The sequence below is a fragment of the Gemmatimonas aurantiaca genome, from assembly GCF_037190085.1.
GTDB classification, from domain to species: domain Bacteria; phylum Gemmatimonadota; class Gemmatimonadetes; order Gemmatimonadales; family Gemmatimonadaceae; genus Gemmatimonas; species Gemmatimonas aurantiaca_A.
In genome coordinates this window covers 348,874-372,256 of record NZ_JBBCJO010000001.1, presented here as the reverse complement: position 1 = coordinate 372,256, position 23,383 = coordinate 348,874, and the positions used below count along the sequence as shown (strand labels likewise).

The window sequence follows — 23,383 nt, the reverse complement described above, 5'->3', positions numbered from 1 at the left end:
CGGATGAAATACGGATGGAATACGGGAAATCACACACCATGTGATCATTCAGTGGTGCATCTGTGTTTGGCCTGTTTGTCCATGTTGTATCCGTGTCGTTTCCGCCCCATCCGTGTCATCCGCGGCAAAGCCGTTGGTCGCTGTTGGTCGCCGAGTTAGCTTGCCGCACCATGCCGCGTCGCCACACAACCAGCTCCGTTTCATCTATTCCACCCGAGACCGCCGCGACATTCCGGCGGCGTCTCCATCGCTGGTATCGCCGGCACTCGCGCGATCTCCCATGGCGCCGCACACGCGATCCCTATCGCATTCTCATCTCGGAGCTGATGCTCCAGCAGACGCAGGTCTCGCGCGTGCTCGACTTCTACGCGCGATTTCTCGACCGGTTTCCCGATCTTCCGACGCTCGCATCGGCGAAGCCTCATCGGGTGCTCGAGGCGTGGGAGGGACTCGGTTACTACGCACGCGCCCGCAATCTGCACAAGCTGGCGCGTGAAGTGACCGAGGAACGCGCCGGCGTGATTCCCAGCGATCCGGTGCAACTGCGTGCCCTGCCCGGCATCGGCGCCTACACCGCGGGAGCGGTGGCCTCGTTCGCCTATGAAAAACGGGCGGCGCTGGTGGACACCAACGTCGCCCGCGTCCTGCACCGGGTCTTCGCCCCCGACGTCGCACCAAAGTCAGGCGCCGGACTCAAACGCCTCTGGCAGATCGCCGAACAACTGCTGCCCCGCACCGGCAAGTCCACCTGGTTGCACAATCAGGCCATCATGGAGCTCGGCGCCCTCGTGTGCACGGCCCGCGCTCCCCGATGTGGCGCCTGTCCGGTGCGCGCCGACTGCGCGAGCCGCGAGCGATTCGTTGAGGAGTGACCGCGTGTGCCCTGCAACACGGCACACGCGGTACGACACGGCACGACGTTGTCCGGACGCGACTCAGCGCGAGGGCACCGGCAGACTCTTGCCGGCATCCGTGTACGCCTTCACCGCTCCGCCGAACGACTTGAGTTCATCGATGACGTATTGCTTCTGCGTCCTCGACTGACTGTGCGCCATTTGCTGCCTGGTGTTCACCACCCCCAGCGGCATCCGGATCTCCCACCCCGATAGCAACCACTGCTTGTTGCCGACCTGGGCGAACGTCAGTTCCCCACCCACGCGGGCGTTGCGATACGCCGTGGGTACCCCCGTGTACCGGAACTCGAGACGAGTCGTGCCACCCGCATTGCGATCGACCCAGAACACACCTTCGATATCGGCGATCCCCTCGTGGACACGTTCAGGATTGAATGCGAGACCTGTGAGGTGTGGGGCATCACGCGGGCCCTTCTCCACCGAAAAACAGTGCGTGGTCAGGAACTCGTCCGACAACAGGACGTCGACATCGGGCGCATAGTACGCGCTCTCCCGGTCGTCTTCCACGATGTAGCCGGTCTTGTGAATGTCCTGCGGGGCACGGCTGCTGAACGGACGACGCGCCGGCAGCGTGGTGCTGCGGGAGCTCGCGTCCTTCACCTTCTTGCCATCGCGCGAGACCGTGCGTTCGAACAGATCGATATCCGACTGCCCATCGGCCGTGCGCGCATCCAGCAGCGTCAGACGCACAGTCTGCCAGAGACGGCCCACTTCGGTGGTCGTGTCACCGGGCGCATTGCACGCGCGGACCGCCGGGCGCAGGTCGCGGGGACCTTCGCGTGTTGCCGCCGTCGCAACGGAGGCATCCAGCAGCAGCCCGAGTGGCAGCGACACCGCCGCCACCCGCCCCGCGATGGAGTATCCCCGGTTTACGCCGCCAACGCGTTGCCGCAACCGCTGCAGAAGCGTGCGCCCGGCGCGTCCACGGTCGACCCACATGTGCCGCACGTTCCCGGGAGATACCGTCCGCAGTCCGAACAGTAGATCGCATCCGGCTCGCTTCGAGGTCCGCATACGCTGCAGCTCCTTTGGTTGGCCCGAGCCCGCACAATGGCCGCTTCAACGGGATCGGAAGGGTCGACCGATGCCGACGACATCGCGTGCACGAGGCGTCCATCGGTCGTCACGCGCGACGATATTGCTTCCGCCGCGTCATTCGCACGGAGTTCCTCGAGGGCCAGACGAGTGTATCGTGTCTTGAGCTCGGCGTAATCCGTGTCGCTCAGCTTCCCCGTGGCGCGGTCGAATTCGATCTCGCGCAACGCATCCACCGACGACGACTTTCCGTCATCGGTTCCGGCATCCGCTCCGGATGGTTTCGGTCGACGCGTGGCATCGGTGTCCGTCAGGCCGGAAACCAGCGGCGCCAATACCAGCGTGAGCGCTCCGAGCGCCAACGCCGTTCCCACGACCAGCGGCAATGCTCCTTCGGGCAACGCCATCACCGTTCCTCCCGGAGAGCCGCCTGTAGTCGCGCCAACTCTTCGGGTGTGGCGCCAAGGTCCTCTGCATCAGCAATCGCCACACCGTTCGCCGCCGCCCGTGACGCCACGCGCGCGTCCGCCTGCACGGCGTTGAGACGCCAGCGGCGCAGCAACGCCCCGATGGCGATCGCGCCCAACGCGATCGCGCCGAACGGTGCGAACCAGGCCAGCAGATTGAATCCCTGCTTGCGCGGCGCCATGAGGATGAAATCGCCGTACGTCTCCATCATCGCCGCCATGATCTCGTCGGCCGTGTACCCGCCGTCGACGAGCCGCTGCACGTCCCCATGCACCCGCGGGGAGATGCCGCACGAGAACATGGTGGTGCGGCACATGTACACATCGAGCGTACACGGGCACGGACAGGCCAGTTGACGCTCGAACGCATCGACCTGCTTCACGTCCATCGACGGCGTGGCGTTCGGCTTGGGCGGACGCACCACCGGACGGTAGGCATCCGTGGACATCTCCGCCTGGGCGGCCTGCGTCGCCTGCAACGCACGCGCCGGTCCGGCGGATATCGCGAGGGCCGACGTCATGCCCGCCACCACGCCGGACGAACGCACGAGAAACAGACGACGTGAAGTCGGAGCGGACAGATCGGCCGGACGATGTTGATCGCCCTTCATGCGCCCGCTCCCACACCCGTGCCCGCAGTCGCCAGGCGATCCCGTTCCATCGGGATCTCCGCCACGTAACCACTCTCCCGTTCGGCGCGCTGGGCCTGCGGCCACATCACGATGAGTCCGCCGAACGCCATGATGAGTCCACCGAACCACACCCACCAGACGAGTGGATTGAAGTGGATGTGCACCGCCGCGGTGTCCTTGTCCACGGCTCCGGTGAAGACGAGGTAGACGTCCTGCTTCGGCGACTCGAGAATGCCCACTTCGGTGGACGGCTCGAACGTGGGTTCTCCCAGCGAGTTCACATGCTGACGCTTCTCACTGGAGAGAATCCCCATGCGCTTGCCGTCGCGCGTGACATCGAACGCCACCGCCACGACCTGACGATTCAGCTGATCGTATGCCGAAATCCCCTGACTCACGAATTCCCACTCGTGTCCATAGGCATCGGTGGCCTTGATCGACTCGCCCGTCTTGATGGTGGCCGTAAGGTCCTTCTTGAACATCAGACCGGCGAAGGCGCAGAACAGCACCACCACGCCGAAGTGCACGATGTACCCGCCGTACCGCCGGCGATTGCGGGCGATCAGACGCAGGGAAGCCGGCACCAGCCCTTCACCGTACATGCGCTGGCGGGCGCCGATGCCCTTCACGAATTCCTGGATGATCGTGCCGAAGACGAACCCGGCCAGCAGATACGAGATGAGCGCATACGGATCACGCATGCCGAGCGCGAGCAGCGCCACGAACACCGTGACGCCGAACGCCACGGGCCACGTGAACTGCCGCTTCAGGTTGGTCACCGAAGCGCGACGCCACGCGATGAGCGGACCGATGCCGGTGAGCGCGAGCAGCAGCAGGCCGAGCGGGCCGTTCACCGCGTTGAAGAACGGCGGACCCACCGTGATCTTGTCGCCCTTCACCCATTCGCTGAGGATGGGGAAGATCGTTCCCCACAGCGTGGCGAAGCAGATGCCCACGAGCACGAGATTGTTGTACAGGAATGCGGCCTCGCGACTGACCATGCTCTCGAGTTCCGCCTTGGCCTGCAGATCGTTGAGGCGCGTGCTCACCAGCCAGGCCGTGAGTGCCGTGGCCACCACCAGGAACCCGAAGAACCAGTTGCCCACCGGCGACTGTGCGAACGCGTGCACGCTCTCGATGATGCCCGACCGCGTGATGAACGTGCCCAGAATGGTGAGCAGGAACGACAGCACCACCAGCGTCACGTTCCACTTGCGCAGCATGCCGCGCTTTTCCTGGATCATGATGCTGTGCAGGAACGCCGTCACCGTGAGCCAGGGCAGGAAGGACGAATTCTCCACCGCATCCCAAGCCCAGTAGCCCGACCAGCCCAGTTCCACGTACGCCCACCACATACCCATCACGATGCCGATCGTGAGGAAGAACCACGACACCAGCGCCCAGCGACGCACCGCTCCCAACCACTGGGCATCCAGCTGACGTGTGACGAGGGCGCCGATGGCGAAGGCGAAGGGAATGGCGGTCGCGATATACCCCAGGTAGAGCATGGGCGGATGGGCCGCCATGCCGGGGTTCTGCAACTGCGGATTCATGCCGCGGCCATCGGGCGGCACCCAGTCGAGCCGTTCGAAGGGATTGGCCCCGAACGCCATCGTCATGAGAAAGAACAGCGACACCACGCCCAAGGTGCCGGTCACATACGGCATCATCGCCCGATTGCTGCGCCGGTTCGTGAAGACCGCCACCGCCGAATACCCGGTCAGCACCAGGGCCCAGAAGAGCAGCGATCCCGCCTGCCCGGCCCAGAACGCCGTGAAGGTGTAGACCTTGGGCAGATTCGCGCTCGTGTACGAGGCGACGAACTTGATGGAAAAATCGTGCGTGAACAGCGCCGTCCACAGCCCGATGGAAGCCAGAAGGGTGAAGCCGAACGTGGCATACATCGCCCGTTCACCGCTCTTCACGAGATCGGCGCGGCCTTGCAGTCCGCCCGAGAAGGAAACCGTCGTCGTCCAGGCCGCCATCAACAAGGCGACCCAGAGCGACAATTCACCGACGAGAATCATGGAGCCTCGCGCAAACGCGCAGGCGCGCGGGTCTTACGCGCTGGGGGTGGCTGCGGTGCCCTGCTGGTAGCCGGGCGTCTGCTGGTACTTCTCGGGAGCATTTTCATACCGCGACGCGCACTTGGCGAGCAGGGTGGTCGCCTGGAACGTGCCACTGGCATCGAGGCGTCCCTCCACCACCACGTCCACACCGTCGGTGAAGGTGTCGGGTGCCACACCGCGGTAGTGCACGTCGTACGTGTGCGCGCCGTCGGTCATCCTGAAGGTGAGTTCCCGTCCGCCCGGGTCGCGGACGATGGTTCCGCTCACCACACGCGCCCCCACCTTCACGCCGTTCTGCACGAAGCGCGGATTGGCCGCCACCTTGCCGGCGAGTTCCGACGGCGTCAGGTAGTAGGTGGCCGTCTCATCGATCGAGGTGGCCATCAGGTATCCGGCGGTGCCGAGCACCAGCACGCCGCCGAGCAGGAACTTGTTGCGAGCTTTCACGGGACTCTGTCCTGGTGGACCGGTTGGATGCCCCCGATAGGGCACCCCGGTGGGCTATCCCGGCAGGGTTGGGGTACCTGTGCCCAGGATATCCATGGAAGATAGCAACGGACGCGTGCGCCTCACAGCCGTTGCCGGCTGATCTTCGGGGCTCCCGCTCCAGGATCGTCGCGACCGTTATCCCTGATCGCTGTCGCGGGCCCACCCCAGCGCCGCCCGGATCGCGCGACGCCACCCTGCGTACGCCGAAGCCGCCGATACCGTTCCGTGCGGGGTGGGAACGAACCGGGTGAAGTGACGACTCGCGAGAAACGTTTCACCATCAGGCCAGACACCGGCGGCCAGTCCGGCCAGTCCCGCCGCGCCGAGCGCCGTCGTCTCCACCATATCGGGCCGCTCGACGGGGACGCCCAGCACATCGGCCTGGAACTGCAGCAGCCAGTCGTTGGCGCTGGCCCCACCGTCCACCCGCAGCCGGTCGAACTCCACCTGTCCCTGCCGCCGCATGTCGCCCAGCACGTCGCGGGTCGCATACGCCATGGCCTCGAGCGCGGCGCGGGCCAGATGCGCCCGCGTGGTGCCGCGCGTGAGCCCGACGATCGTCCCGCGGGCCTGGGGCTCCCAGTCGGGCGCACCGAGTCCCACCAGAGCCGGCACGAAATACACCCCATCGTTGGACGCGAGCGATGCGGCCAGGGCTTCGGTTTCCGCACTCTGCGTGATGATCCCCAGCCCGTCCCGCAACCATTGCACCGCCGCACCGGCGATGAAAATCGACGCCTCCAGCGCGTAGACCGGCGCACCGGCGGCATCGCAGGCGATGGTCGTGAGCAGTCCGCTGCCCGATGCGGGCCGCCGATCGCCCGTGTTCAGCAGCAGGAACGCGCCGGTGCCATACGTGTTCTTGCCGTCACCGGCATTCCATCCGCCCTGACCGAACAGCGCCGCCTGCTGATCACCGGCGATACCGCTGATCGGCAAGGCCACGCCGATCGTGGCCACGGTGGATCGCGCCGCTTCCCCACTCGACGGCACGATGCGTGGCAGCACCGAGGCCGGAATGCCGAACAGCGCGCACAACTCGGGCGACCACGTGCGTGTCGCGAGATCGTAGAGCATCGTGCGGGAGGCGTTCGTGTGGTCGGTGACATGGGCCATGCCGCCGGAGAGATGCCACACGAGCCAGCTGTCGATCGTACCGGCCGCCAGTTCTCCGCGCCGCGCGCGTGCCGCGTTGTCGCCCTGTGCCAGCAGCCACTCCAGTTTCGTGGCACTGAAGTAGGGATCGGTGACCAGACCGGTGCGTTCGGCGATCATCGGTGCATGTGACGCGAGGGACGCGCACCGCTCCGCCGTGCGGCGATCCTGCCACACGATGGCCCGATGCACCGCGCGTCCGGTCGATCGCTCCCACAGGACGATGGTCTCGCGCTGATTGGTGATCCCGATCGCCGCCGGCACCAGCCCCGTTGCCTGCCGGGCATCGGCCATCGCTTCCCGCGCCGCATCGAGCGTGCGCTCGAGAATCTCGTGCGCGTCGTGCTCCACCCAGCCGGGTGCGGGATAGTGTTGCGTGATTTCGCGATAGGCGCGTCCGATCACGCGCCCATCGTGGGCGATGACGAGGCAGGTGGTTCCGGTCGTTCCCTGATCGATGGCCAGCACGCAGGTCATGCGATGAATCTCCCGGGGGTCAGCGGCGTGAAGTGTCGATGTGCAACGTCGACGTGATCGATACGGTGAACGCCACGGTGATCGAGTGCGTCGTCGACACGATCGTCGACACGATCAATGAAGGGGCAGGAACGGTGGTTCGAGAAACCCCCGATCGGTGAGATACCCCCGCACCAGCGCGCGGGGCGTGACATCGAAAGCGGGATTCCACGCCGGCACACCGACGGGCAGTTCGCCGAGTTCCTCGGCGTCGCGATATTCGATGACGATATCGGCACCGGTGGCCGTGTGCGGATCGATGGTGCTGCGTGGTGCGGCCACATACAACGGCACCCCGTGCGCGGCGGCCGCCAGCGCGACGCCATACGTACCGATCTTGTTGGCCACATCACCGTTGGCCGCGATCCGGTCCGCTCCCACGATCACGAGATCGACCAACCCCTGGGCCAGCAGCGAGGCGGCCGCGCCATCGGGCAATACCGACACCGATATCCCTGCGCGGGCCAGTTCCCAGGCGGTGAGGCGCGCGCCCTGACGCAGCGGCCGGGTCTCATCGGCATAGACGGTGAGTGTGCGTCCACGCGCATGCGCCGTGTACAGCGGAGCCAGCGCGGTGCCGATCCCCGCGGTCGCGAGCGCACCGGCGTTGCAATGCGTGAGCACGCGCGCGCCATCGGGCACGATGGGCAGACCATGCTCCCCGATGGCCTCGCACATGGCCACATCCTCCGCACGAATGGACTCCGCTTCGGTGCGCAAGGTCTGCAGAAGCGAGCCGGCCTCACCTGGCCCTGCTCTGTGCGCCGCCCGCACCATGCGATCGATCGCCCACGCAAGATTCACCGCCGTGGGGCGTGCGTGCTGCAACCGCCGTGCATATCCGCCCAGCAGCGCGCCCGCCCGGGCATCCTGCCCGTCGCCGTCGGCTTCCAGTGCGACCACCAGACCGATCGCCGCCGCCACCCCGATGGCCGGCGCGCCCCGCACCGCCAGCGAGCGGATGGCCTCCACGATCTCATCGAGCGTGACGAGATCGCGCACCACCTCCGCACCTGGCAGCAGACGCTGATCCAGAATGCGCAGAGCGCGCTGGTCGGGGGACCAGCCGACGGCGGGGATGGGAAGCACGGGGGGAAGCTAGTGGATGGGGACGAGGGGGACGGATACTGGAGGACCTACGGGAGCTGGGACCACGGGAGCTGGGACCACGGGAGCTGGAACCACGGGAGCTGGAACCACGGGAGCTGGAACCACGGGAGCTGGAACCACGGGAGCTGGAACCACGGGAGCTGGAACCACGGGAGCTGGAACCACGGGAGCTGGACCTACGGGGAACCACGGTACCACGGAGGCTGGAAAAACGGGGCCCGTAGTTCCAGCTCCCGTCGTTCCAGCTCCCGTAGTTCCAGCCCCGTAGCGCCCCCCCGTAGGTCCATCGCCCGCCTTCCTCTCCCCATCCACTAGATTCCGCATCTCCCTTACCAACCCGCGCCCCCGCCATGTCCTACCAGTTCCTGCAGTTCGATGTCGCCGACCGGATCGCGACGATCACGGTCAATCGCCCCGACAAGCTCAACGCCCTGAACGACGCGACCATCGCGGAACTCGGGCGGGCCATCGACGAAGCGAACGCCCGGGAAGACGTGGGTGCGGTGCTGCTCACCGGCGCCGGTCGCTCGTTCGTGGCGGGGGCCGATATCTCGGAGCTGGAGAGCCAGTCGCCGCTGGAAGCCCTCAAGCGGGCCCGCGCCGGACAGGCCATTTTCCGTCGATTCGAAACCAGCCCCAAGCCCACCGTGGCCGCCATCAATGGTTTTGCGCTTGGAGGGGGGTGTGAACTCGCGATGTCGTGCCACATCCGCATCGCGAGCGAAAAAGCCAAACTGGGTCAGCCGGAAGTGAAGCTCGGCATCGTGCCGGGGTATGGTGGCACCCAGCGTCTGCCGCGCCTCGTGGGTCGTGGCCCGGCCCTGCGCCTGTTGCTCACCGGCGAGATGATCGACGCCGCGGAAGCCTGGCGCCTCGGGCTCGTGGACCAGGTGGTGGCGCCGGATGCCCTGATGGACACCACACGCGCACTGCTGCAGTCCATGCTCGCCAACGCCCCGCTGGCTCTCGCGGGCTGCATCGAAGCGCTCAACCGCGGTCTCGATGTCGATCTCGAAGAAGGCTGCACCATCGAGTCGGACTTTTTCGGACTGCTGTCGGCCACCAGCGACATGCGCGAAGGCATGAAGGCGTTTCTCGAGAAGCGCGCGCCGGTTTTCACCGGCCGCTGACGGTCGCCGGAATCCGCCGCAGCGACGCGCCACCGGACCATCCGTTTTTTCAGCCACAGCCCGCTCGTGCTCGCCCGACTCGTCCTGCGTGAGTATCGCAATTTCGCGAGTCTCGATCTCGATGTGCCCACGGGCGGGCTGGTGGTGATCGGGGAGAACGGGCACGGCAAGACGAATCTGCTCGAAGCCGTGGCCTACCTCGGCCTGCTGCGTTCGTTCCGCGGCGCGCGGGACGCCGATGTCGTGCGATTCGGCGCGCCGGCGTTTCATGTGCGCGCCACGCTGGACACGCCCGCCTCGTGGCACACGGTGAGCGTGGGGTATGAACGCGCCAGCAAGCGCAAACGCGCGATGCTGGATGGTGTGGAGCAACCCCGTCTCACGGCAGCGCTGGGCGCGTTGCCATCGGTGACGTTCTCACCGGCCGACGTGGCGCTGGTGGCCGACGGACCCGGCGAACGACGTCGGTATCTCGATGTCATGCTGGCGCTCTCGTCCCCCGTGTATCTGCAGGCGCTGCAGGGATACCGCAGTGCACTGCTGCGCCGCAACGCGGTATTGAAAGCCGCGCTGCGCGGCCCGGCACGCCAGGACCGCCACCACGATCACGAAGCGCGGGTGAGCGTGTGGGAACCGGCGCTGGCCGAGCATGGCGGGGTCATTGTCGCGGCCCGTCAGACCTTCGTGCAGACCCACGCCGAACGGTATGCGCAACTCTGCGCCGCCATCGGCGAGCGTCAACCCGCACACCTGCGTTACACCAGTGTGGGTGGTCACGCCGCCACGGCACCGGCCAATACATCGGCCCGTACATCTTCCGCCGGAGCGATTCCCGCCGGAGCGATCGATGCAGCGAGTCCGGCATCGATTGGAGATGCCGCCACGCAGACCGAGGCGCTCACCCGCGCGTTTGCCCAGCAGCGGGCCACGGAACTCCGGCGGGGCGTCACCCTCGTGGGCCCGCATCGCGACGACCTGGTGCTCACCCTCGGCGGACGCGATCTGCGGACGTTCGGATCGGCCGGTCAGCAACGCAGTGCCGCCATCGCCCTGCGTCTGCTCGAACTGCTGACGTTGCGCGAGGCACTCGGCCACACCCCCCTGTTGCTGCTCGACGATCCGTTCGCCGAATTGGACCTGGGACGTGCGGCCCGGGTGCTCGATCTGCTTCACGAGACCGGCGCCTCACAGGTGTTGCTGGCCGTCCCGCGCGAAGAGGACATCCCCGACGCCTACACACGACTGGAACGCCGCACGATGCAGGACGGCGTGCTGCATGGCGCCACCAGCGCCGCGGCATCCTGAACTCCAGAGGAGCTCCCCTCCATGCCCCCTCGCCGTGATCGTGGCGGTCGCCGGCCGCTGAGCGCCATGGGCGACGTGGTGGCCTCGGTGCTCGAAAAGGCCGGGCTCACCGACCGTGTCGCGCAGGCCTCGGTCATTCCGGAGTGGCCCCATCTGGTGGGCGTACAGATCGCGGGCGTGACGGAACCCCTGTTGCTGCAACAGGACGGCACGCTGGTGGTCATGGTGAAAACCCATGCCTGGATGCAGGAACTGACCCTGCTCGAACCGGAGTTGCTGCGGTCGCTCAACCGCGATCCGTCACGCGCGCCGATCGCCAGACTCCGCTGGATGCTGCGGCGCTGAGGAACAGGCGTCGACCGGGGTTTTCATGGTTTTGTAAGTCGTTGATTTTCAATATGTTGCGCTGAGCATTCCCAGTTGCTTTGTACCCCGGTTTCGGGTAGATTTCAGGCTTGTGTTTCCAAGCCACATCCTGTCACATCCCGGCACGAATTCAGCAGGAATCTCCCCGTCACATGGCCAACAGCAACGCCAGCGGCAACGACGCGCACGAGAACGAGTACGGCGCACAGAGCATCACCGTCCTCAAGGGTCTCGAAGCGGTCCGGAAGCGCCCCGGTATGTACATCGGTTCGACCTCGGCGCGCGGTCTGCATCACCTCGTGTACGAAGTCGTCGACAACTCCATCGACGAAGCACTGGCCGGTTTCGCGAAGCGGATCGAAGTCATCATTCACGCCGACGACTCCATCACGGTGGAAGACGACGGGCGCGGGATTCCCGTGGACGTGCATCCGGTGGAGAAGTTGCCCGGTGTCGAACTGGCTCTGACCGTGCTGCATGCCGGCGGCAAGTTCGACAAGAACACCTACAAGGTGTCGGGCGGTCTGCACGGCGTCGGTGTGTCGGTGGTGAACGCACTCTCCGACAGCCTCAAGGTGTGGATCAAGCGCGACGGCAAGGAGCACTACATCGACTTCGCGCGTGGGGTGACCACGACCAAGCTCAAGGTGCTGCGCAGCGTACCGGCGAAGGAGACCGGCACGAAGACCTGGTTCAAGCCTGACGCCACGATCTTCCAGGAGACCACGCGCTACGAGTGGAGCACGCTGGCGAGCCGTTTGCGGGAACTGGCTTTCCTCAACAAGGGCATCCAGATCACGCTGCGCGACGAGCGGCCCGAGGAACTGAAGGACGGGCAGCCGCGTGAGGAAATCTTCTTCGCGCGTGGCGGCCTCAAGGAATTCGTGGCGTTCCTCAACGGCCACAAGAAGCCGTTGCATCAGGACGTGGTGTATATCGACACCGAGCGTGACGACATCGGCATCGAGATGGCGCTGCAGTACAACGACAGCTATGCCGATACGGTGTTCTCGTTCGTCAACAACATCAACACGCACGAAGGCGGCACGCATCTCACCGGCTTCAAGAGCGCGTTGACTTCGGTGATCAACAAGTACATCGAGAAGTCGAGCAATCTGAACAAGAAGGACAAGGAAATCCGTCTGTCCGGCGACGACGTGCGCGAAGGTCTCACGGCCGTGTTGTCGGTGAAGGTGCGTGAACCGCAGTTCGAAGGACAGACCAAGACCAAGCTGGGCAACTCGGAAGCCGAAGGCGCCGTGCGCAGCGTGATGAACGAACTGCTCTCGCAGTATCTCGAAGAGCATCCGCGCACGGCCAACGCCATCATCGACAAGGCCATCTCCGCGTCGCGTGCGCGCGAGGCGGCACGCAAGGCGCGTGATCTCACGCGCAAGAAGAACGCGCTCGACGTGGCCGCGTTGCCCGGCAAGCTGGCCGACTGCTCCCTCTCCGACCCGGCGCTCTGCGAGCTCTACCTGGTCGAGGGTGACTCGGCCGGCGGTTCGGCCAAGCAGGGGCGCAACCGGAATTTCCAGGCCATCCTGCCGCTGCGCGGCAAGATCATCAACGTGGAGAAAGCGCGCTTCGACAAGGTGCTTTCCAACGAGGAAATCCGCACGATCATCACGGCGATCGGTACGGGCATCAAGGAGGAGTTCGATCTCCAGAAGGCCCGGTATCACAAGATCATCATCATGACCGATGCCGACGTGGACGGTGCGCACATCCGTACGCTGCTGCTCACGTTCTTCTTCCGGCAGATGCCCGAGCTGATCGACGCCGGTCACATGTACATCGCGCAGCCGCCCCTCTATCGCGTGGCCAAGGGGAAGGAGGAGTTCTACGCCTACTCCGAACGGGAACGTGACGGATACGCCGAGCGTCTCGGTGGACCGGAGGGGCGCGGCAACATCATGGTGCAGCGGTACAAGGGGCTGGGGGAAATGAATCCCGATCAGCTCTGGAGAACCACGATGGACCCGGAGACACGCACGATGCTTCGCGTGACCATGGACGACGCCGTGATGGCCGATCAGACCTTCCAGACCCTCATGGGCGACGACGTCGAACCCCGCCGGGTGTTCATCGAAACCAACGCGCGATTCGTGAGCAATCTGGATATCTAGACGGAACCGCCGCGGTGTTGCACCGGGGTGTGTCACCACGGTTGCAGCGAGGTGTATCGACGCCGGCTCCTATCGGGCCGGCGTCGGTCGTTTCTGCTCCTTCAATGTTCATCACCAGGCGCCAGCATGCGCCGTAACAATGTCCGCAGACGCTGCTGCTCGGCCGCATTCAGCCGATCGGTGAGCGGCGCCAGCGCATCCTGCACCTGCCGGTAGAGCCGTTCGACGAGTCGCGCACCGGTACGTGTCAGAAACACATCGACGGCCCGGCCGTCTTCCGCGCTGGGCGCACGGGCCACCAGCCCCCGCTGCTCCGCCCGGGCAATCAATCCGGTCATCGTCGATTTCTCGAGACCGAGATGATCGGCGAGCGCCGCCATCCGGGGACGCCGGTCCCGCAGGATTCCCAGCACCCGCAACTGCGTCAGCGACAGATCGTTCTCCGCGCCGATGCGGTTGAGCACGGCCATCGTGACGAAGGCCGCCTGCACGAGCGCGTCGATCACATCCTCGTCGTGTGCACCGGATGATTCCGGCAATGTCGTCTTCGGCATCGGTCGGTCTCCACTTTCTATGGTTAGTATTACGAATTAATTTAGTTTCTGTTACGAACCTTTCAACCCCCGGCGCTCCCACGCCGCCGGATGCACGTCCGCTCACTCCGACTCCCTGCGAGGCACTCCCATGAAAGCCGCCGTCATCACCTCGTTCGACCGTCCACCCCGCTATGGCGATTTTGCCGACCCGATCCCCGAAGGCCCGGAAGAGATGCTCGTGGACGTACTCGCCGTGGGCCTCCATCACCTCACGCGCGCCCGGGCCAGCGGGACACACTACTCGGGTACCGTCGCGCTTCCGGCCGTTCCCGGTGCCGATGGCGTGGGACGCGGGCCCGATGGCCTGCTCCGTTACTTCGTGGTCGATGGCTCGAAGAGCGGCACCATGGCCGAACGTACGGTGATCGAACTCGATCGCAGCATCGTGTTGCCGCCGGACGCCGATCCCGTCACGATTGCCGCGGCCATGAACCCGGCGATGGGAGCGTGGCTCGCGCTCCGCTGTCGTTTCCCCTTTGCAGCCGGACAGAAGGTCCTCATCCTCGGCGCCACGGGTAGTGCCGGGCGCATGGCGGTGCAGATTGCCCACCATCTCGGCGCCGCGCGCATCATCGCCGCGGGGCGCAATCCACAACAACTGGCCACGCTGGCGGCGCTCGGCGCCACCGATGTGGTGACGCTGGACGATGCGCGACTCGGTGCCCTTGCCCACGACATCGATGTGGTCCTCGATTTTGTGTGGGGCGACACGGCGGGCCGTCTTGCCGAATCCCTGGTGATCGAACGCGCCGATCGCACCAGGCCACTCACCTGGATCCAGGTGGGGTCCGTTGGCGGAGCCACCGCTCCCATCCCCGCGGCGGCCCTGCGCGCATCGCGGCTGCAGTTCATCGGCAGTGGCATCGGTTCGGTGCCGGGACGTGAGATCGTGGCCGAGCTCCCGACACTCGCCGAGGAGATCACCCGCGGCACCCTCCGGATCGACGCCAGAGTGATGCCTTTGCGGGATGTGGAAACCGCCTGGAGCGATGTCGGCACGAACGAACGGATCGTGCTCAGGCCGTGACAGCGATGTGACGCCTGGTACCAACCGAAGTCTGAAATGGTGGGAGTCCCCGGCTGTGCATTCCGGGGACCGGGGTTCTCGCCGAGGACCTCCCTTTCTGAACTTCAATCAGGCTCCTCGTGAAACGACGCGGTTTCACTCTCATCGAGATTCTGATCGTGGTGGTGATGATCGCCGTGCTGGCGGCCATTGCCCTCCCCCGCATGCGCATCGAACAATCACAGGTCGATGGCGCGGCCCGGACCATCTCCAGCGCCATCATGGCAGCGCGCACGGATGCCGTCAGTCGCGGCCACAATGTGCTCGTGGTGTTCGACACCGCCGCACGTGTCGTGCGCACGGTCTGGGATACGAACAACAATCTGCAGATCGACGGCGGCGAGAAGACCCGGCCGGCACTGCTCGGCGAACGCGTGACGTTCGCACGCGGCGCCGGCATTCCGCCCTACAATGGCGTCACGGAGGATTTCCCCTCCCTGATGACAGTCGACGGCATGCCGGCCCTCGTCATTCAGCGCAATGGGGCGCTCGATCGGGGCGGCACACTGTATGTCACCTCGCGTCGCGGCGCCCAGGGTATCGGCGAGGTCGACGCCCGGGCATTGCAGTTCTCCCGCGCCACCGGCCATGCCACGGTCTACATCTACGCCACCGATGGCTGGAGGCTGCAATGAACCGCAAGGGTTTCACACTGATCGAGACCGTCATCGCGCTCAGCATCTTCTCGGCGGTGGTGCTCTCCATCGGTCTGGGTACGACGAAGCTGCAACGCAGCGTCAGCGATTCCGGTCTGCGCACCCGCGCCTTTGCCCGCGCCGACGTGCAGATCGGCATGGCGCGCGCCTGGCCGACATGGGGCACACTGGAAAACCTCACCGGAACGCCCTACAACGGCACGAAGGACGGCCTGATCACCTCCACGGTGGTTCAGGTGGACACCCTGGCGAAGAAGCGTATCAAACGGCTCACGGTGACAGTGACCTCCGCCGTGCCGGGCGCGCTCGCCATTCCGGTCAAACGCACGATTTCCATCGCGGCCCCATGAGCACGAGACCCCGACGTGGTATGACGCTGCCGGAGATCCTGATCTCGATCACGATCTTCGGTGTGGTATTCGGCGGAGCCATCAGCTTCCTCGTTGCGCAGAGCAAGGGTCTGCGGACGCTGGCCACCCAGAGCAATGCGGTGCAGAGCGGTCGATTCGGCCGTGATCTTCTGCGGACCGAATTGCGCACGGCGGGCACGGGCGTGACGGAAGAGCAACCGATCATCGTGCTGGCCAACGACAGCGCCTTCGCCTTCAACGCCGATCTCACCACGGCCAACAGGGACTCGGTGGCTCTCACGGGCGCCGTCTATGTCGATACCTACGCCGAAGCGGGCCAGGTGACGGCGCTGACGCAGGGGGCGGCGGTGACGGTGCCCGGATCGAATCCGGCGGTGACGTATCCCCTGCAGGACTATTCGCAGTCCACGTCGATCTTCATCAACAGCGACGCCGAGTTCCTGAGCTACTGGTTCGCGCCCGATGCCGCAGCCGGCAACAACAAGTATGCGTTGTGGCGTCAGGTCAACAACGGCGCTCCCGAAGTCGTGGCCACGGGCATCAACAAGGCCACCGGGCAGCCCTTCTTCCGATACTACTACGACCCGGCGAAGTTCGGCGCGACCAACCCGAGTCTCGATTCCGTGCCGCGGGCCTGGCTGCCTCTGGCCAAGACCGTGGCGCAGCGCGGTCTGGGGGCCGACACCGGAGTCGCCGTCACCACACGGATCGACGCCCTGCGCGCGGTCGAAGTGAACTACGAAGTGACGCCACAACGGGGCGGAGTGAACGAGGTGGTCCGCTACCTGGTCCCGTTGCCCAATGTGGCGAACGCACGGCAGTCGCGCGCCTGTGGCCGTCCGCCCATCACGCCGGTGGCGCCGACCGTGACATGGCGGAGTGATTCCAACTTCGTCCAGGTCACGATTCCCCGCGCCGTCGACGATGGCGCCGGCGAGGCCGACGCGGTGCGGTATGTGTTGTGGCGGCAACAGGTGGGAGCGGCTTCCTGGGGTGATCCCATCAGCACCATCGCCGCCAATCAGTCGAGCACCTACACCATCCACGACATGGGGATGCCAGTGCGGCCTGGCGTCTACCGGTATGCGGTCGCAGTGCAGGATTGCACACCCAATCTCTCCGGGATCGCCGCATCCGCCAACGTCTCCGTCCCATGATGCCCTCACAGACGCATACCCATCGCCACCGTCGGCTTGCGAATGAGCGGCGGGGCGCGGCGCTGCTCACCGTGCTGATCGTCAGCATCGTGGCGGTGACCCTGGCGCTGACGTCGTCCATGCTCGTGATGAGCAATACGCTCGTCCAGAATTCCAGCGAGCGCGCGGCCATGCTCGACGACGCCGCACTCTCCGGCCTGGAAGAAGCGCGCAACCGTCTCAACGCCGCGCTCGATACCGTTCCACTGGCCGGCTACATCGCCCTCGAAAACGACGTGGCGATCACCGGGGGCAACGGCATCACCCGATCCACATGGGTGGGGCGCATCGGCAACGCCGACTCACTTGCCAACGCCGGTGAATACGGCGTGCAGGCCGAGATCGTCTCCCGGGCCAAGGACGCCGCCGGCAACTCCACGATCCGTCGCTCGCTCGTGTACCAGAGCTCCTTTGCGCGCTACGCGTACTTCACCGACAAGGGGAAGATGGCCAACGGCACGACGTTGTGGATCGCGCTCGGTGAAACCTACGCCGGCCCGTTTCATTCGAACGATTCCATCTACATCTACACACTGGCGTATCCGCAGGGGATCTTCAAAGATGTGGTGACCACCGCCACCGGTGTGTACAACGCGTCGAATGCCCGCTGGGACAAGGGACCCGCCACGAAGATCGCACCGATTGCGCTGCCCGGCACTGCCGATCTGAATCTGGTCAAGACCATCGCGACCAAGGCGGGATACGTGTTCACGCCGGCGGTCGTGACCGGCGACAGTGCGTTGGTGACCATGCGCATCGAGTTCGTCGCGATCGATGTCGATGGTGATGGCAACGTGACCGGCCCTGACGAAGGTTTCTTCCGGGTGTACCGGACGAAGGCAACCAATCCCTATGGCCATGGGTATGCCGCCGCACGGACCATGGCACCACCAGCCGGTGCCCGCGGTCCCCTGGACAGTCTGCTGTATTCGCCGAATTGCGGCGTCGTCACGACCGTCGGTGGCGTGACGAGCATGACGACATCGCTCCGCGGGATTCCCGAAGGCGGGACCGGCAACTACCGCGACCGCATGAAGCAGAAGCAGGACGCCTTCGACGATCTCAATGCCCGGTGTTTCCTGGGTGGTGACCCGCGTCTGACTCCCACGGGTGTCTTCACGCCCACCGACTCGGCCGGCGAGTGGCTGCCACGAACCAGTGGCACGGTGCCGGCCGTCGTGGCGGCGCGTCCCGATGGCGCATATCTGTGGCCGCTCAGCCCGAACTACAACCCCAACTTCCGCGGCACCATTTTTGTCGAAGGACGTGTGGGTGTGAGCGGTGTCGTGCGCGGCCGTGTCACGCTGGCTTCACGCAACGCCACCATCGTGCTGTCCGACCTCACGCAGGCCACGAGTCCCGCCACCACGTCGGGCACGTGCCGCCCCGACGATGACATCATCGGATTGTTTGCCGGTGACTACATCCTGTTCGCGGACAACACGCTACAGAGTCCGCAGCAGCGGCGCAGCAACGACAGCACGAGCTGGCGCCTGCCCCGCAAGGACTTCGATCCGTCACCCGGCCGACCGGATCTGGCGGTGCATGCCGTGACACTCGGCATTCAGTCGGTCGCCACCGAGCGGCCCGGACCACCGTCCGGGCTGGGAACGGCCTACTGGGTGAACCGCGGTACCATCCGCCAGGTCGGTGGCCGCATCAACAAGCAGGCTTCACCCAGCGGCACCATGAGTGGCACCGTGCTGCACGGCTATCACGAGGACGTGTCGTTCAATCGGTGTGCGATGTCGTATCCGCCGCCGTACTTCCCCACGACGGGACGCTGGACACTCAGTCAGTACTACGAGCTCGATCCGCAGGGATTCGATATCGGCGACTGGTTCGCGCGGCGGTAGGTCGGCTGGCGGCGGCGGTTGGGTGAGCTACAGCCTGAGTCGTGCGAGACGACTCCGCATCCACGCGGCCAGCGCGACCTCCGTGAGTGAGCCGGCAGCGAGAGCCGTCATGACTTGCACAACCTCTGCCTCCGTAGCGTCCAGATCCTTCCCGTTCAATCCGAGAAAGATCATGGCCGCGAGGAAGGCCGTGCGTTTGTTGCCATCATTGAACGGGTGTCCCTTCGCCAGTCCGAACGCGCAGGCCGCGGCGAGCATCGCCAGATCGGAATCGGATTCGGCGTGATGCGTCTGCAGGGGACGGGCGAGCGCGGCCTCCAGGGCGTGCTCGTCGCGCACGCCCAGCAGACCGCCGTGCTCGCGCAGTTGGTCGAGGTGAACGGCGTCCAGTACGAGTCCCGGTACCCAACGCGGGGGGAGCCATGCGCTATTTCGCGAGTTCACGCAATGCGTTCCGGAACTTCCTGGCGGCATGCGCCGCCACGGCAAGCCCAGCTTCGACATCCGGATCGTACGGGGTCAGCAGGATGCCCTGATCGGTCTCCACTGCCAGAATGGGTCACCGACCGTGAGATGCAGCCGCTCCGCCATATCCTTGGGGATCGTCGCCCCGATCGAGCCACCGACCTGGCGCAAGGTGAGTTCGCGCACCATCGCCACTCCGTGGCACTGTCATACTACAACAGAAGGCGGTCGCGGAAGAATCGAGTGGTGCCGAACCGCCTGGCCCCCCCGCAGGTGGCGGCAACCGCTGAATGGTCGCGGAATTGCCGACGGCGTGCCGGAACGCCAGAATAGCAAGAGGGTCCACATTGGACCATTCAATCCTGCCATGCAATTCCGCGGCATCCCGCTCCCACCATATCGCACCACGTCCCAATGCTGGATTGTGCGAACCGTCCGATGCCCTTCCCTCGCTCGCTCCTCCCGCTGAGCCTCGGCCTGCTGCTCGTCGTCGCGTCACCAGCGCACGCGCAGAAGGACCAGCAGGCGCAGCCGGCGACATCCGAAGCAGCGGTGATCGACACCGCACCGCTCGTGCGAGCAAGACGTGTCGTGCAACGCTACCTGAAGCGCGCGCGCACCGCTTGGCTGGACAGTGAACACCGCCGCGTCGGGGGCCGGGGACACGACTGGCTCAGCGGACAGTTCGGGACATATGTACACTGCCACGCGAACGAAACCCGTGGCCGATACATTCTGCCGATGCCCCGCGGCTACACTCCCATCGCGGTGAGCAGTGCATACGGGCTCTGCCCCACGTGGATGCTGATGGACGTTCCCGACTCCGTGCGCGAGACCGCCAGACAGGGAGCGTTCTTCACGGCGGCCCATGCCGATTCCCTGGCGCACGCCCGCGACAGCCTGCGCACGGTGCTGCAACGGACGCTCGCCGAAACGCCGGATGACCAGTGGATCCTCGGCCAGTACATCCGCTTTCTCGTATACGACAGCCTGTACGCGCCGGCCCTGAAGGTTCTGGCCTCCTGCGGCGCCGAGCCGTGGTTGTGCGCCGCGCTCACGGCGTATGTGCATCACGAACAAGGTGATGACCGTGAAGCCGATGCCCACTTCGCGCGGGCGCTGTCGACCATGGCGCCGGACGAACGGTGCGGACTCACCGATATCGGGGCCATCCTGCCACTGGCCCAACGCAAGGAATACCTCGAGCGTCCCTGCGACATTCGGCACGCGATGGCGCAGCGCCACTTCTGGCTGGCCGATCCGGCATGGACGACATCATACAACGAGCGTCGCGCCACCCACATGGCCCGACGCATCGCGGCCATGTTGCACACCTCCGGTGGCGTCGACGAACGCTACGACTGGACCCCGAACGGTGGTGGGCCCACGGTCCAGGAAATGATCCAGCGATACGGCTGGCCTGCGCTGACGACGTGGATCGGGGTGCAGACGGATACCGGGCACTCCAGCTATCTCGAAGCCCGCGGCACGTCGCCTCTCGCTCCCTACTCCTCGGCTGAATACGACGGTCCCCGCGTGGCCTTCGACGCGCCGGGGCTCCTGTTTCTCGACGAGACGCGGGCCGCTGATACCGCATGGACACTCACCCCACCGGAGGGCGTGTCGGCCGTCCACGAGCGCGGCTTCCGGAAAACCGTGTGGTGGCCGTTCGCACACATGCGCATGCCCGGCACCCGCGTGGTCCAGTTCACGGAGTGGCAGATGGTCACATTCCGGCGACAGACACAATTGCAGATCGCCGCTGCCGTGGACATCGCCGCCGTACATGCGGGTTCCGACTCCGCATCGCCACGACATGACACACTCACCTTTCTCGTGAGTCCCGAGCCCGATGTCTTCACGACCATCGCAACCACGTCGGGCGTCCAGGGTGCCTCGGCGGTGCTGTCGGGTCGGATCGCGCCGATCTCGGGCGTGCTGTCGTTCGAGTTGCAGGGCACCATGCAGGGCAATACGCAGAGCAGTACGAGTGACCATACGCCCGATCGCGTCCTGGGTCGTGTACGACGCGGCTATCGTGCGCCGGGCACGCTCGACGACCTGGGCAGCGATTCCATCGCCCTGTCCGATCCCGTGTTGTTCCGTGCCGACGGCCCAGACCTGCCACGCGATGTCGACGCGATGCTGCCGCACATGCTGCCGGGTGTGAGTGTCGCACGGGACCGTATCGGTCTCTTCTGGGAAACCTACGGCGTGCCGGCGAGCGACAGTGTGCAGTTCACCATCGCGGTGACTCCTCGGCAGCGCCCGGGTTTCCTGCGTCGCGCGGTGGCGGCACTCAAACTCATGGCCGCGCCCTACAATGGTGTGGCCGTTGGCTGGCAGGACCCGGCCGCCTCCCCCAACGCCACCGGCGGCCAGGCGCAGCGACGCGGCACGCCCATTCTCTCGCGGGCGATGTACTTCGATCTCTCGAAGCTCTCACCGGGTGAATACGTGCTCGAAATCTCGGCGACGGATGCCAAACAACGGACCGCGCTGGCATCACGCGTGATTCAGGTGCGCTAGCCGACGGCGACACGACGCGCCAACCGATCGCCCGCTCAGAGAGATCGTCGTGGTGCGATGCCCAGCCGCGTCATGCGTCGATAGAGCGTGGATCGATGAATGCCGAGCCGCATCGCAAGCCGCTTCGTATTCCAGCCTGCGTCGTCGAGGAGACGAAGCAACTCCACCCGATCGGCATCCGTATGGCCCGGTGTGTCGGACGCGGCGAACATTCGTGGTCCGGATTCGTGTACCGCGCGCGCCGGTGGAGATACCGGTGGGAATACGCTCTGTGAGGTGGCAGCCGAGAGCATGGTCTGGACCTGCCGGGTGCCGATGGTGGGACCGTCGGCGAGCAGCGCGGCCCGTTCGACAAAAAGTCGAAGCTCCCGGACATTGCCGGGCCACGGCAGCGAGGCCAGTACGTCCAGTGCCTCCGACGTGAAATGGATCGTGCGGGCGCTCGCCTGCGCGCCAAAATGTTCGACGAGCAGACCGATGTCCTCACGACGCGCACGAAGTGGCGGCAGTGTGATCACACACCCCGACAACCGATGCGCCAGGTCGGCGCGGAACGTTCCGGCCTCGACACTTTGCATGAGCGGCAGGTTGGCGGCCGCCACGATACGGAAATCGCTCCGCCGGTCCAACCGGGCACCCACCGGACGAAACGCTCCCGTCTCCAGAGCGCGCAGCAGTTTCCCCTGCGCGATCGCCGCGAGTGTGCCGATCTCATCGAAAAACGCGGTGCCACGATCGGCCTCGACGAGAAAACCATCGGCATCATCGAGTGCGCCGGTGTATGCACCACGGACGTGCCCAAAAAGGGTGCTCTCGAAGATGCTCTCGGGAATCGCGCACACATTGAACGGGATGAAACGACCGCGGCGCCCCGACGCCACGTGGATCGCCTGCGCGACGAGTTCCTTCCCCGTGCCGGTCTCCCCTTCGATGAGCACCGGTAGACGAGCCGCCGCGACACGCGCAATGAGATCGCGGACGCGATCCATGATTTCACTGCGTCCCAGCAGCGTGCTTACGGAACCGACGGTACTCCTCGAATTGTTCGAATTGACGGACATGGTGCTCTCCGCATTGCGCAGTGGATCCGCGGAACTGGAGTGCTCATGATACCCGAATAAATACCGAATCACAAGAGAGGCCGAGGACGTGCCGAAACGCCCGAGGCCGTCATGCGAATTCGCGCGAATGCGCGCGAATCCGCAAAACGACCGGGGAGAGTGGAAACGCTCAAATGACTGTACATCAACGAGTTGCATGAATGATTCACATGGCACTCTTCGTGCTTTGTTCGGGGGATGGTCGTTCATCGTTCACCATCATCCCCATTT

General features: G+C 65.4%; 22 protein-coding genes. 11 read left to right on the top strand and 11 right to left on the bottom strand.

Annotated elements, in window-relative coordinates:
• Positions 1-170: 170 nt before the first annotated feature.
• Positions 171-872, top strand: a complete 702-nt coding sequence (locus tag WG208_RS01465) for a hypothetical protein (RefSeq protein ID WP_337169539.1) — start codon at positions 171-173, stop codon at positions 870-872.
• 63 nt (positions 873-935) lie between these two features.
• Here WG208_RS01465 and WG208_RS01460 read toward each other — a convergent pair whose 3' ends face one another.
• From WG208_RS01460 to mtnA, 7 genes are all read right to left on the bottom strand, one after another.
• Entirely contained in the window at positions 936-1,853 is a 918-nt protein-coding gene (locus tag WG208_RS01460; RefSeq protein ID WP_337169538.1) for a hypothetical protein, read from the bottom strand.
• Positions 1,784-2,356 (bottom strand): zinc ribbon domain-containing protein, encoded by a 573-nt coding sequence (locus tag WG208_RS01455; RefSeq protein WP_337169537.1) that lies wholly within the window; start codon positions 2,354-2,356, stop codon positions 1,784-1,786. The genes WG208_RS01460 and WG208_RS01455 overlap by 70 nt, the downstream gene beginning before the upstream one ends.
• A complete protein-coding gene (locus tag WG208_RS01450; protein WP_337169536.1) occupies positions 2,356-3,027 on the bottom strand; it encodes a cytochrome c-type biogenesis protein CcmH in 672 nt (223 codons plus the stop codon). Before WG208_RS01450 ends, WG208_RS01455 begins: the two co-directional genes overlap by 1 nt.
• Positions 3,024-5,075 carry a cytochrome c-type biogenesis CcmF C-terminal domain-containing protein gene (locus WG208_RS01445; RefSeq protein ID WP_337169535.1) on the bottom strand — a complete coding sequence of 684 codons (2,052 nt, stop codon included), beginning with the start codon at positions 5,073-5,075 and terminating at the stop codon, positions 3,024-3,026. Before WG208_RS01445 ends, WG208_RS01450 begins: the two co-directional genes overlap by 4 nt.
• A gap of 33 nt (positions 5,076-5,108) precedes the next feature.
• On the bottom strand, positions 5,109-5,564 hold the full coding sequence (locus tag WG208_RS01440; RefSeq protein WP_337169534.1) for a cytochrome c maturation protein CcmE: 456 nt from the start codon (positions 5,562-5,564) through the stop codon (positions 5,109-5,111).
• 177 nt (positions 5,565-5,741) lie between these two features.
• Entirely contained in the window at positions 5,742-7,238 is a 1,497-nt protein-coding gene (gene glpK / locus WG208_RS01435; protein ID WP_337169533.1) for a glycerol kinase GlpK, read from the bottom strand.
• A 114-nt stretch (positions 7,239-7,352) separates the two neighbouring features.
• Positions 7,353-8,366, bottom strand: coding sequence for an S-methyl-5-thioribose-1-phosphate isomerase (gene mtnA, locus WG208_RS01430; RefSeq protein ID WP_337169532.1), 1,014 nt, complete (start codon positions 8,364-8,366; stop codon positions 7,353-7,355).
• A gap of 371 nt (positions 8,367-8,737) precedes the next feature.
• On the opposite strand from mtnA, the gene WG208_RS01425 reads away from it, so the two are divergent.
• The 4 genes from WG208_RS01425 (at position 8,738) to gyrB (ending at position 13,317) form a co-directional block, all read left to right on the top strand.
• A complete protein-coding gene (locus WG208_RS01425) occupies positions 8,738-9,517 on the top strand; it encodes an enoyl-CoA hydratase-related protein (protein ID WP_337169531.1) in 780 nt (259 codons plus the stop codon).
• 66 nt (positions 9,518-9,583) lie between these two features.
• Positions 9,584-10,822, top strand: a complete 1,239-nt coding sequence (gene recF, locus WG208_RS01420) for a DNA replication and repair protein RecF (protein WP_337169530.1) — start codon at positions 9,584-9,586, stop codon at positions 10,820-10,822.
• A 21-nt stretch (positions 10,823-10,843) separates the two neighbouring features.
• Positions 10,844-11,167 carry a DciA family protein gene (locus WG208_RS01415; RefSeq protein ID WP_337169529.1) on the top strand — a complete coding sequence of 108 codons (324 nt, stop codon included), beginning with the start codon at positions 10,844-10,846 and terminating at the stop codon, positions 11,165-11,167.
• 173 nt (positions 11,168-11,340) lie between these two features.
• Positions 11,341-13,317, top strand: a complete 1,977-nt coding sequence (gyrB, locus tag WG208_RS01410) for a DNA topoisomerase (ATP-hydrolyzing) subunit B (RefSeq protein ID WP_337169528.1) — start codon at positions 11,341-11,343, stop codon at positions 13,315-13,317.
• A 101-nt stretch (positions 13,318-13,418) separates the two neighbouring features.
• On the opposite strand, the gene WG208_RS01405 is transcribed toward gyrB, so the two are convergent.
• Positions 13,419-13,871 (bottom strand): MarR family transcriptional regulator, encoded by a 453-nt coding sequence (locus WG208_RS01405; protein WP_337169527.1) that lies wholly within the window; start codon positions 13,869-13,871, stop codon positions 13,419-13,421.
• Positions 13,872-14,001: 130 nt separating this feature from the next.
• Between WG208_RS01405 and WG208_RS01400 the strand changes: the two genes are divergently transcribed.
• From WG208_RS01400 to WG208_RS01380, 5 genes are all read left to right on the top strand, one after another.
• Positions 14,002-14,940 carry a zinc-binding alcohol dehydrogenase family protein gene (locus WG208_RS01400; protein WP_337169526.1) on the top strand — a complete coding sequence of 313 codons (939 nt, stop codon included), beginning with the start codon at positions 14,002-14,004 and terminating at the stop codon, positions 14,938-14,940.
• Positions 14,941-15,059: 119 nt separating this feature from the next.
• A complete protein-coding gene (locus WG208_RS01395; protein WP_337169525.1) occupies positions 15,060-15,614 on the top strand; it encodes a GspH/FimT family pseudopilin in 555 nt (184 codons plus the stop codon).
• The gene (locus WG208_RS01390) at positions 15,611-15,985 is read left to right on the top strand and encodes a prepilin-type N-terminal cleavage/methylation domain-containing protein (protein WP_337169524.1); all 375 of its coding nucleotides are present in this window, start codon (positions 15,611-15,613) and stop codon (positions 15,983-15,985) included. Before WG208_RS01395 ends, WG208_RS01390 begins: the two co-directional genes overlap by 4 nt.
• Complete coding sequence (locus tag WG208_RS01385; RefSeq protein ID WP_337169523.1) at positions 15,982-17,163, top strand: prepilin-type N-terminal cleavage/methylation domain-containing protein; 1,182 nt, start codon at positions 15,982-15,984, stop codon at positions 17,161-17,163. The genes WG208_RS01390 and WG208_RS01385 overlap by 4 nt, the downstream gene beginning before the upstream one ends.
• Positions 17,160-19,058: a hypothetical protein gene (locus WG208_RS01380; RefSeq protein WP_337169522.1), complete on the top strand. Its 1,899-nt coding sequence runs from the start codon at positions 17,160-17,162 to the stop codon at positions 19,056-19,058. The genes WG208_RS01385 and WG208_RS01380 overlap by 4 nt, the downstream gene beginning before the upstream one ends.
• A 27-nt stretch (positions 19,059-19,085) precedes the next feature.
• On the opposite strand, the gene WG208_RS01375 is transcribed toward WG208_RS01380, so the two are convergent.
• Both WG208_RS01375 and WG208_RS18750 read right to left on the bottom strand, forming a co-directional pair.
• The gene (locus WG208_RS01375; RefSeq protein ID WP_337169521.1) at positions 19,086-19,502 is read right to left on the bottom strand and encodes a type II toxin-antitoxin system death-on-curing family toxin; all 417 of its coding nucleotides are present in this window, start codon (positions 19,500-19,502) and stop codon (positions 19,086-19,088) included.
• Positions 19,486-19,605, bottom strand: a complete 120-nt coding sequence (locus tag WG208_RS18750; RefSeq protein WP_345786947.1) for an AbrB family transcriptional regulator — start codon at positions 19,603-19,605, stop codon at positions 19,486-19,488. Before WG208_RS18750 ends, WG208_RS01375 begins: the two co-directional genes overlap by 17 nt.
• 356 nt (positions 19,606-19,961) lie before the next feature.
• On the opposite strand from WG208_RS18750, the gene WG208_RS01370 reads away from it, so the two are divergent.
• Positions 19,962-22,052, top strand: a complete 2,091-nt coding sequence (locus tag WG208_RS01370; protein ID WP_337169520.1) for a hypothetical protein — start codon at positions 19,962-19,964, stop codon at positions 22,050-22,052.
• Between the two features lie 35 nt (positions 22,053-22,087).
• Here WG208_RS01370 and WG208_RS01365 read toward each other — a convergent pair whose 3' ends face one another.
• Positions 22,088-23,113 (bottom strand): sigma 54-interacting transcriptional regulator, encoded by a 1,026-nt coding sequence (locus WG208_RS01365; RefSeq protein WP_337169519.1) that lies wholly within the window; start codon positions 23,111-23,113, stop codon positions 22,088-22,090.
• Positions 23,114-23,383 lie beyond the last annotated feature (270 nt).

Bases quoted from the DNA above. Each gene is read 5' to 3' on its own strand.
- WG208_RS01400 (WP_337169526.1), top strand. From the start codon at position 14,002: ATGAAAGCCGCCGTCATCACCTCGTTCGACCGTCCACCCCGCTATGGC.
- WG208_RS01370 (WP_337169520.1), top strand. From the start codon at position 19,962: ATGCCCTTCCCTCGCTCGCTCCTCCCGCTGAGCCTCGGCCTGCTGCTC.
- WG208_RS01390 (WP_337169524.1), top strand. From the start codon at position 15,611: ATGAACCGCAAGGGTTTCACACTGATCGAGACCGTCATCGCGCTCAGC.
- glpK (WP_337169533.1), bottom strand. From the start codon at position 7,238: ATGACCTGCGTGCTGGCCATCGATCAGGGAACGACCGGAACCACCTGC.
- WG208_RS01455 (WP_337169537.1), bottom strand. From the start codon at position 2,356: ATGGCGTTGCCCGAAGGAGCATTGCCGCTGGTCGTGGGAACGGCGTTG.
- gyrB (WP_337169528.1), top strand. From the start codon at position 11,341: ATGGCCAACAGCAACGCCAGCGGCAACGACGCGCACGAGAACGAGTAC.
- WG208_RS01365 (WP_337169519.1), bottom strand. From the start codon at position 23,113: ATGTCCGTCAATTCGAACAATTCGAGGAGTACCGTCGGTTCCGTAAGC.
- WG208_RS01405 (WP_337169527.1), bottom strand. From the start codon at position 13,871: ATGCCGAAGACGACATTGCCGGAATCATCCGGTGCACACGACGAGGAT.
- WG208_RS01460 (WP_337169538.1), bottom strand. From the start codon at position 1,853: ATGTGGGTCGACCGTGGACGCGCCGGGCGCACGCTTCTGCAGCGGTTG.
- WG208_RS01380 (WP_337169522.1), top strand. From the start codon at position 17,160: ATGATGCCCTCACAGACGCATACCCATCGCCACCGTCGGCTTGCGAAT.
- WG208_RS01450 (WP_337169536.1), bottom strand. From the start codon at position 3,027: ATGAAGGGCGATCAACATCGTCCGGCCGATCTGTCCGCTCCGACTTCA.
- WG208_RS01385 (WP_337169523.1), top strand. From the start codon at position 15,982: ATGAGCACGAGACCCCGACGTGGTATGACGCTGCCGGAGATCCTGATC.
- WG208_RS01415 (WP_337169529.1), top strand. From the start codon at position 10,844: ATGCCCCCTCGCCGTGATCGTGGCGGTCGCCGGCCGCTGAGCGCCATG.
- WG208_RS01445 (WP_337169535.1), bottom strand. From the start codon at position 5,075: ATGATTCTCGTCGGTGAATTGTCGCTCTGGGTCGCCTTGTTGATGGCG.
- WG208_RS01465 (WP_337169539.1), top strand. From the start codon at position 171: ATGCCGCGTCGCCACACAACCAGCTCCGTTTCATCTATTCCACCCGAG.
- WG208_RS01425 (WP_337169531.1), top strand. From the start codon at position 8,738: ATGTCCTACCAGTTCCTGCAGTTCGATGTCGCCGACCGGATCGCGACG.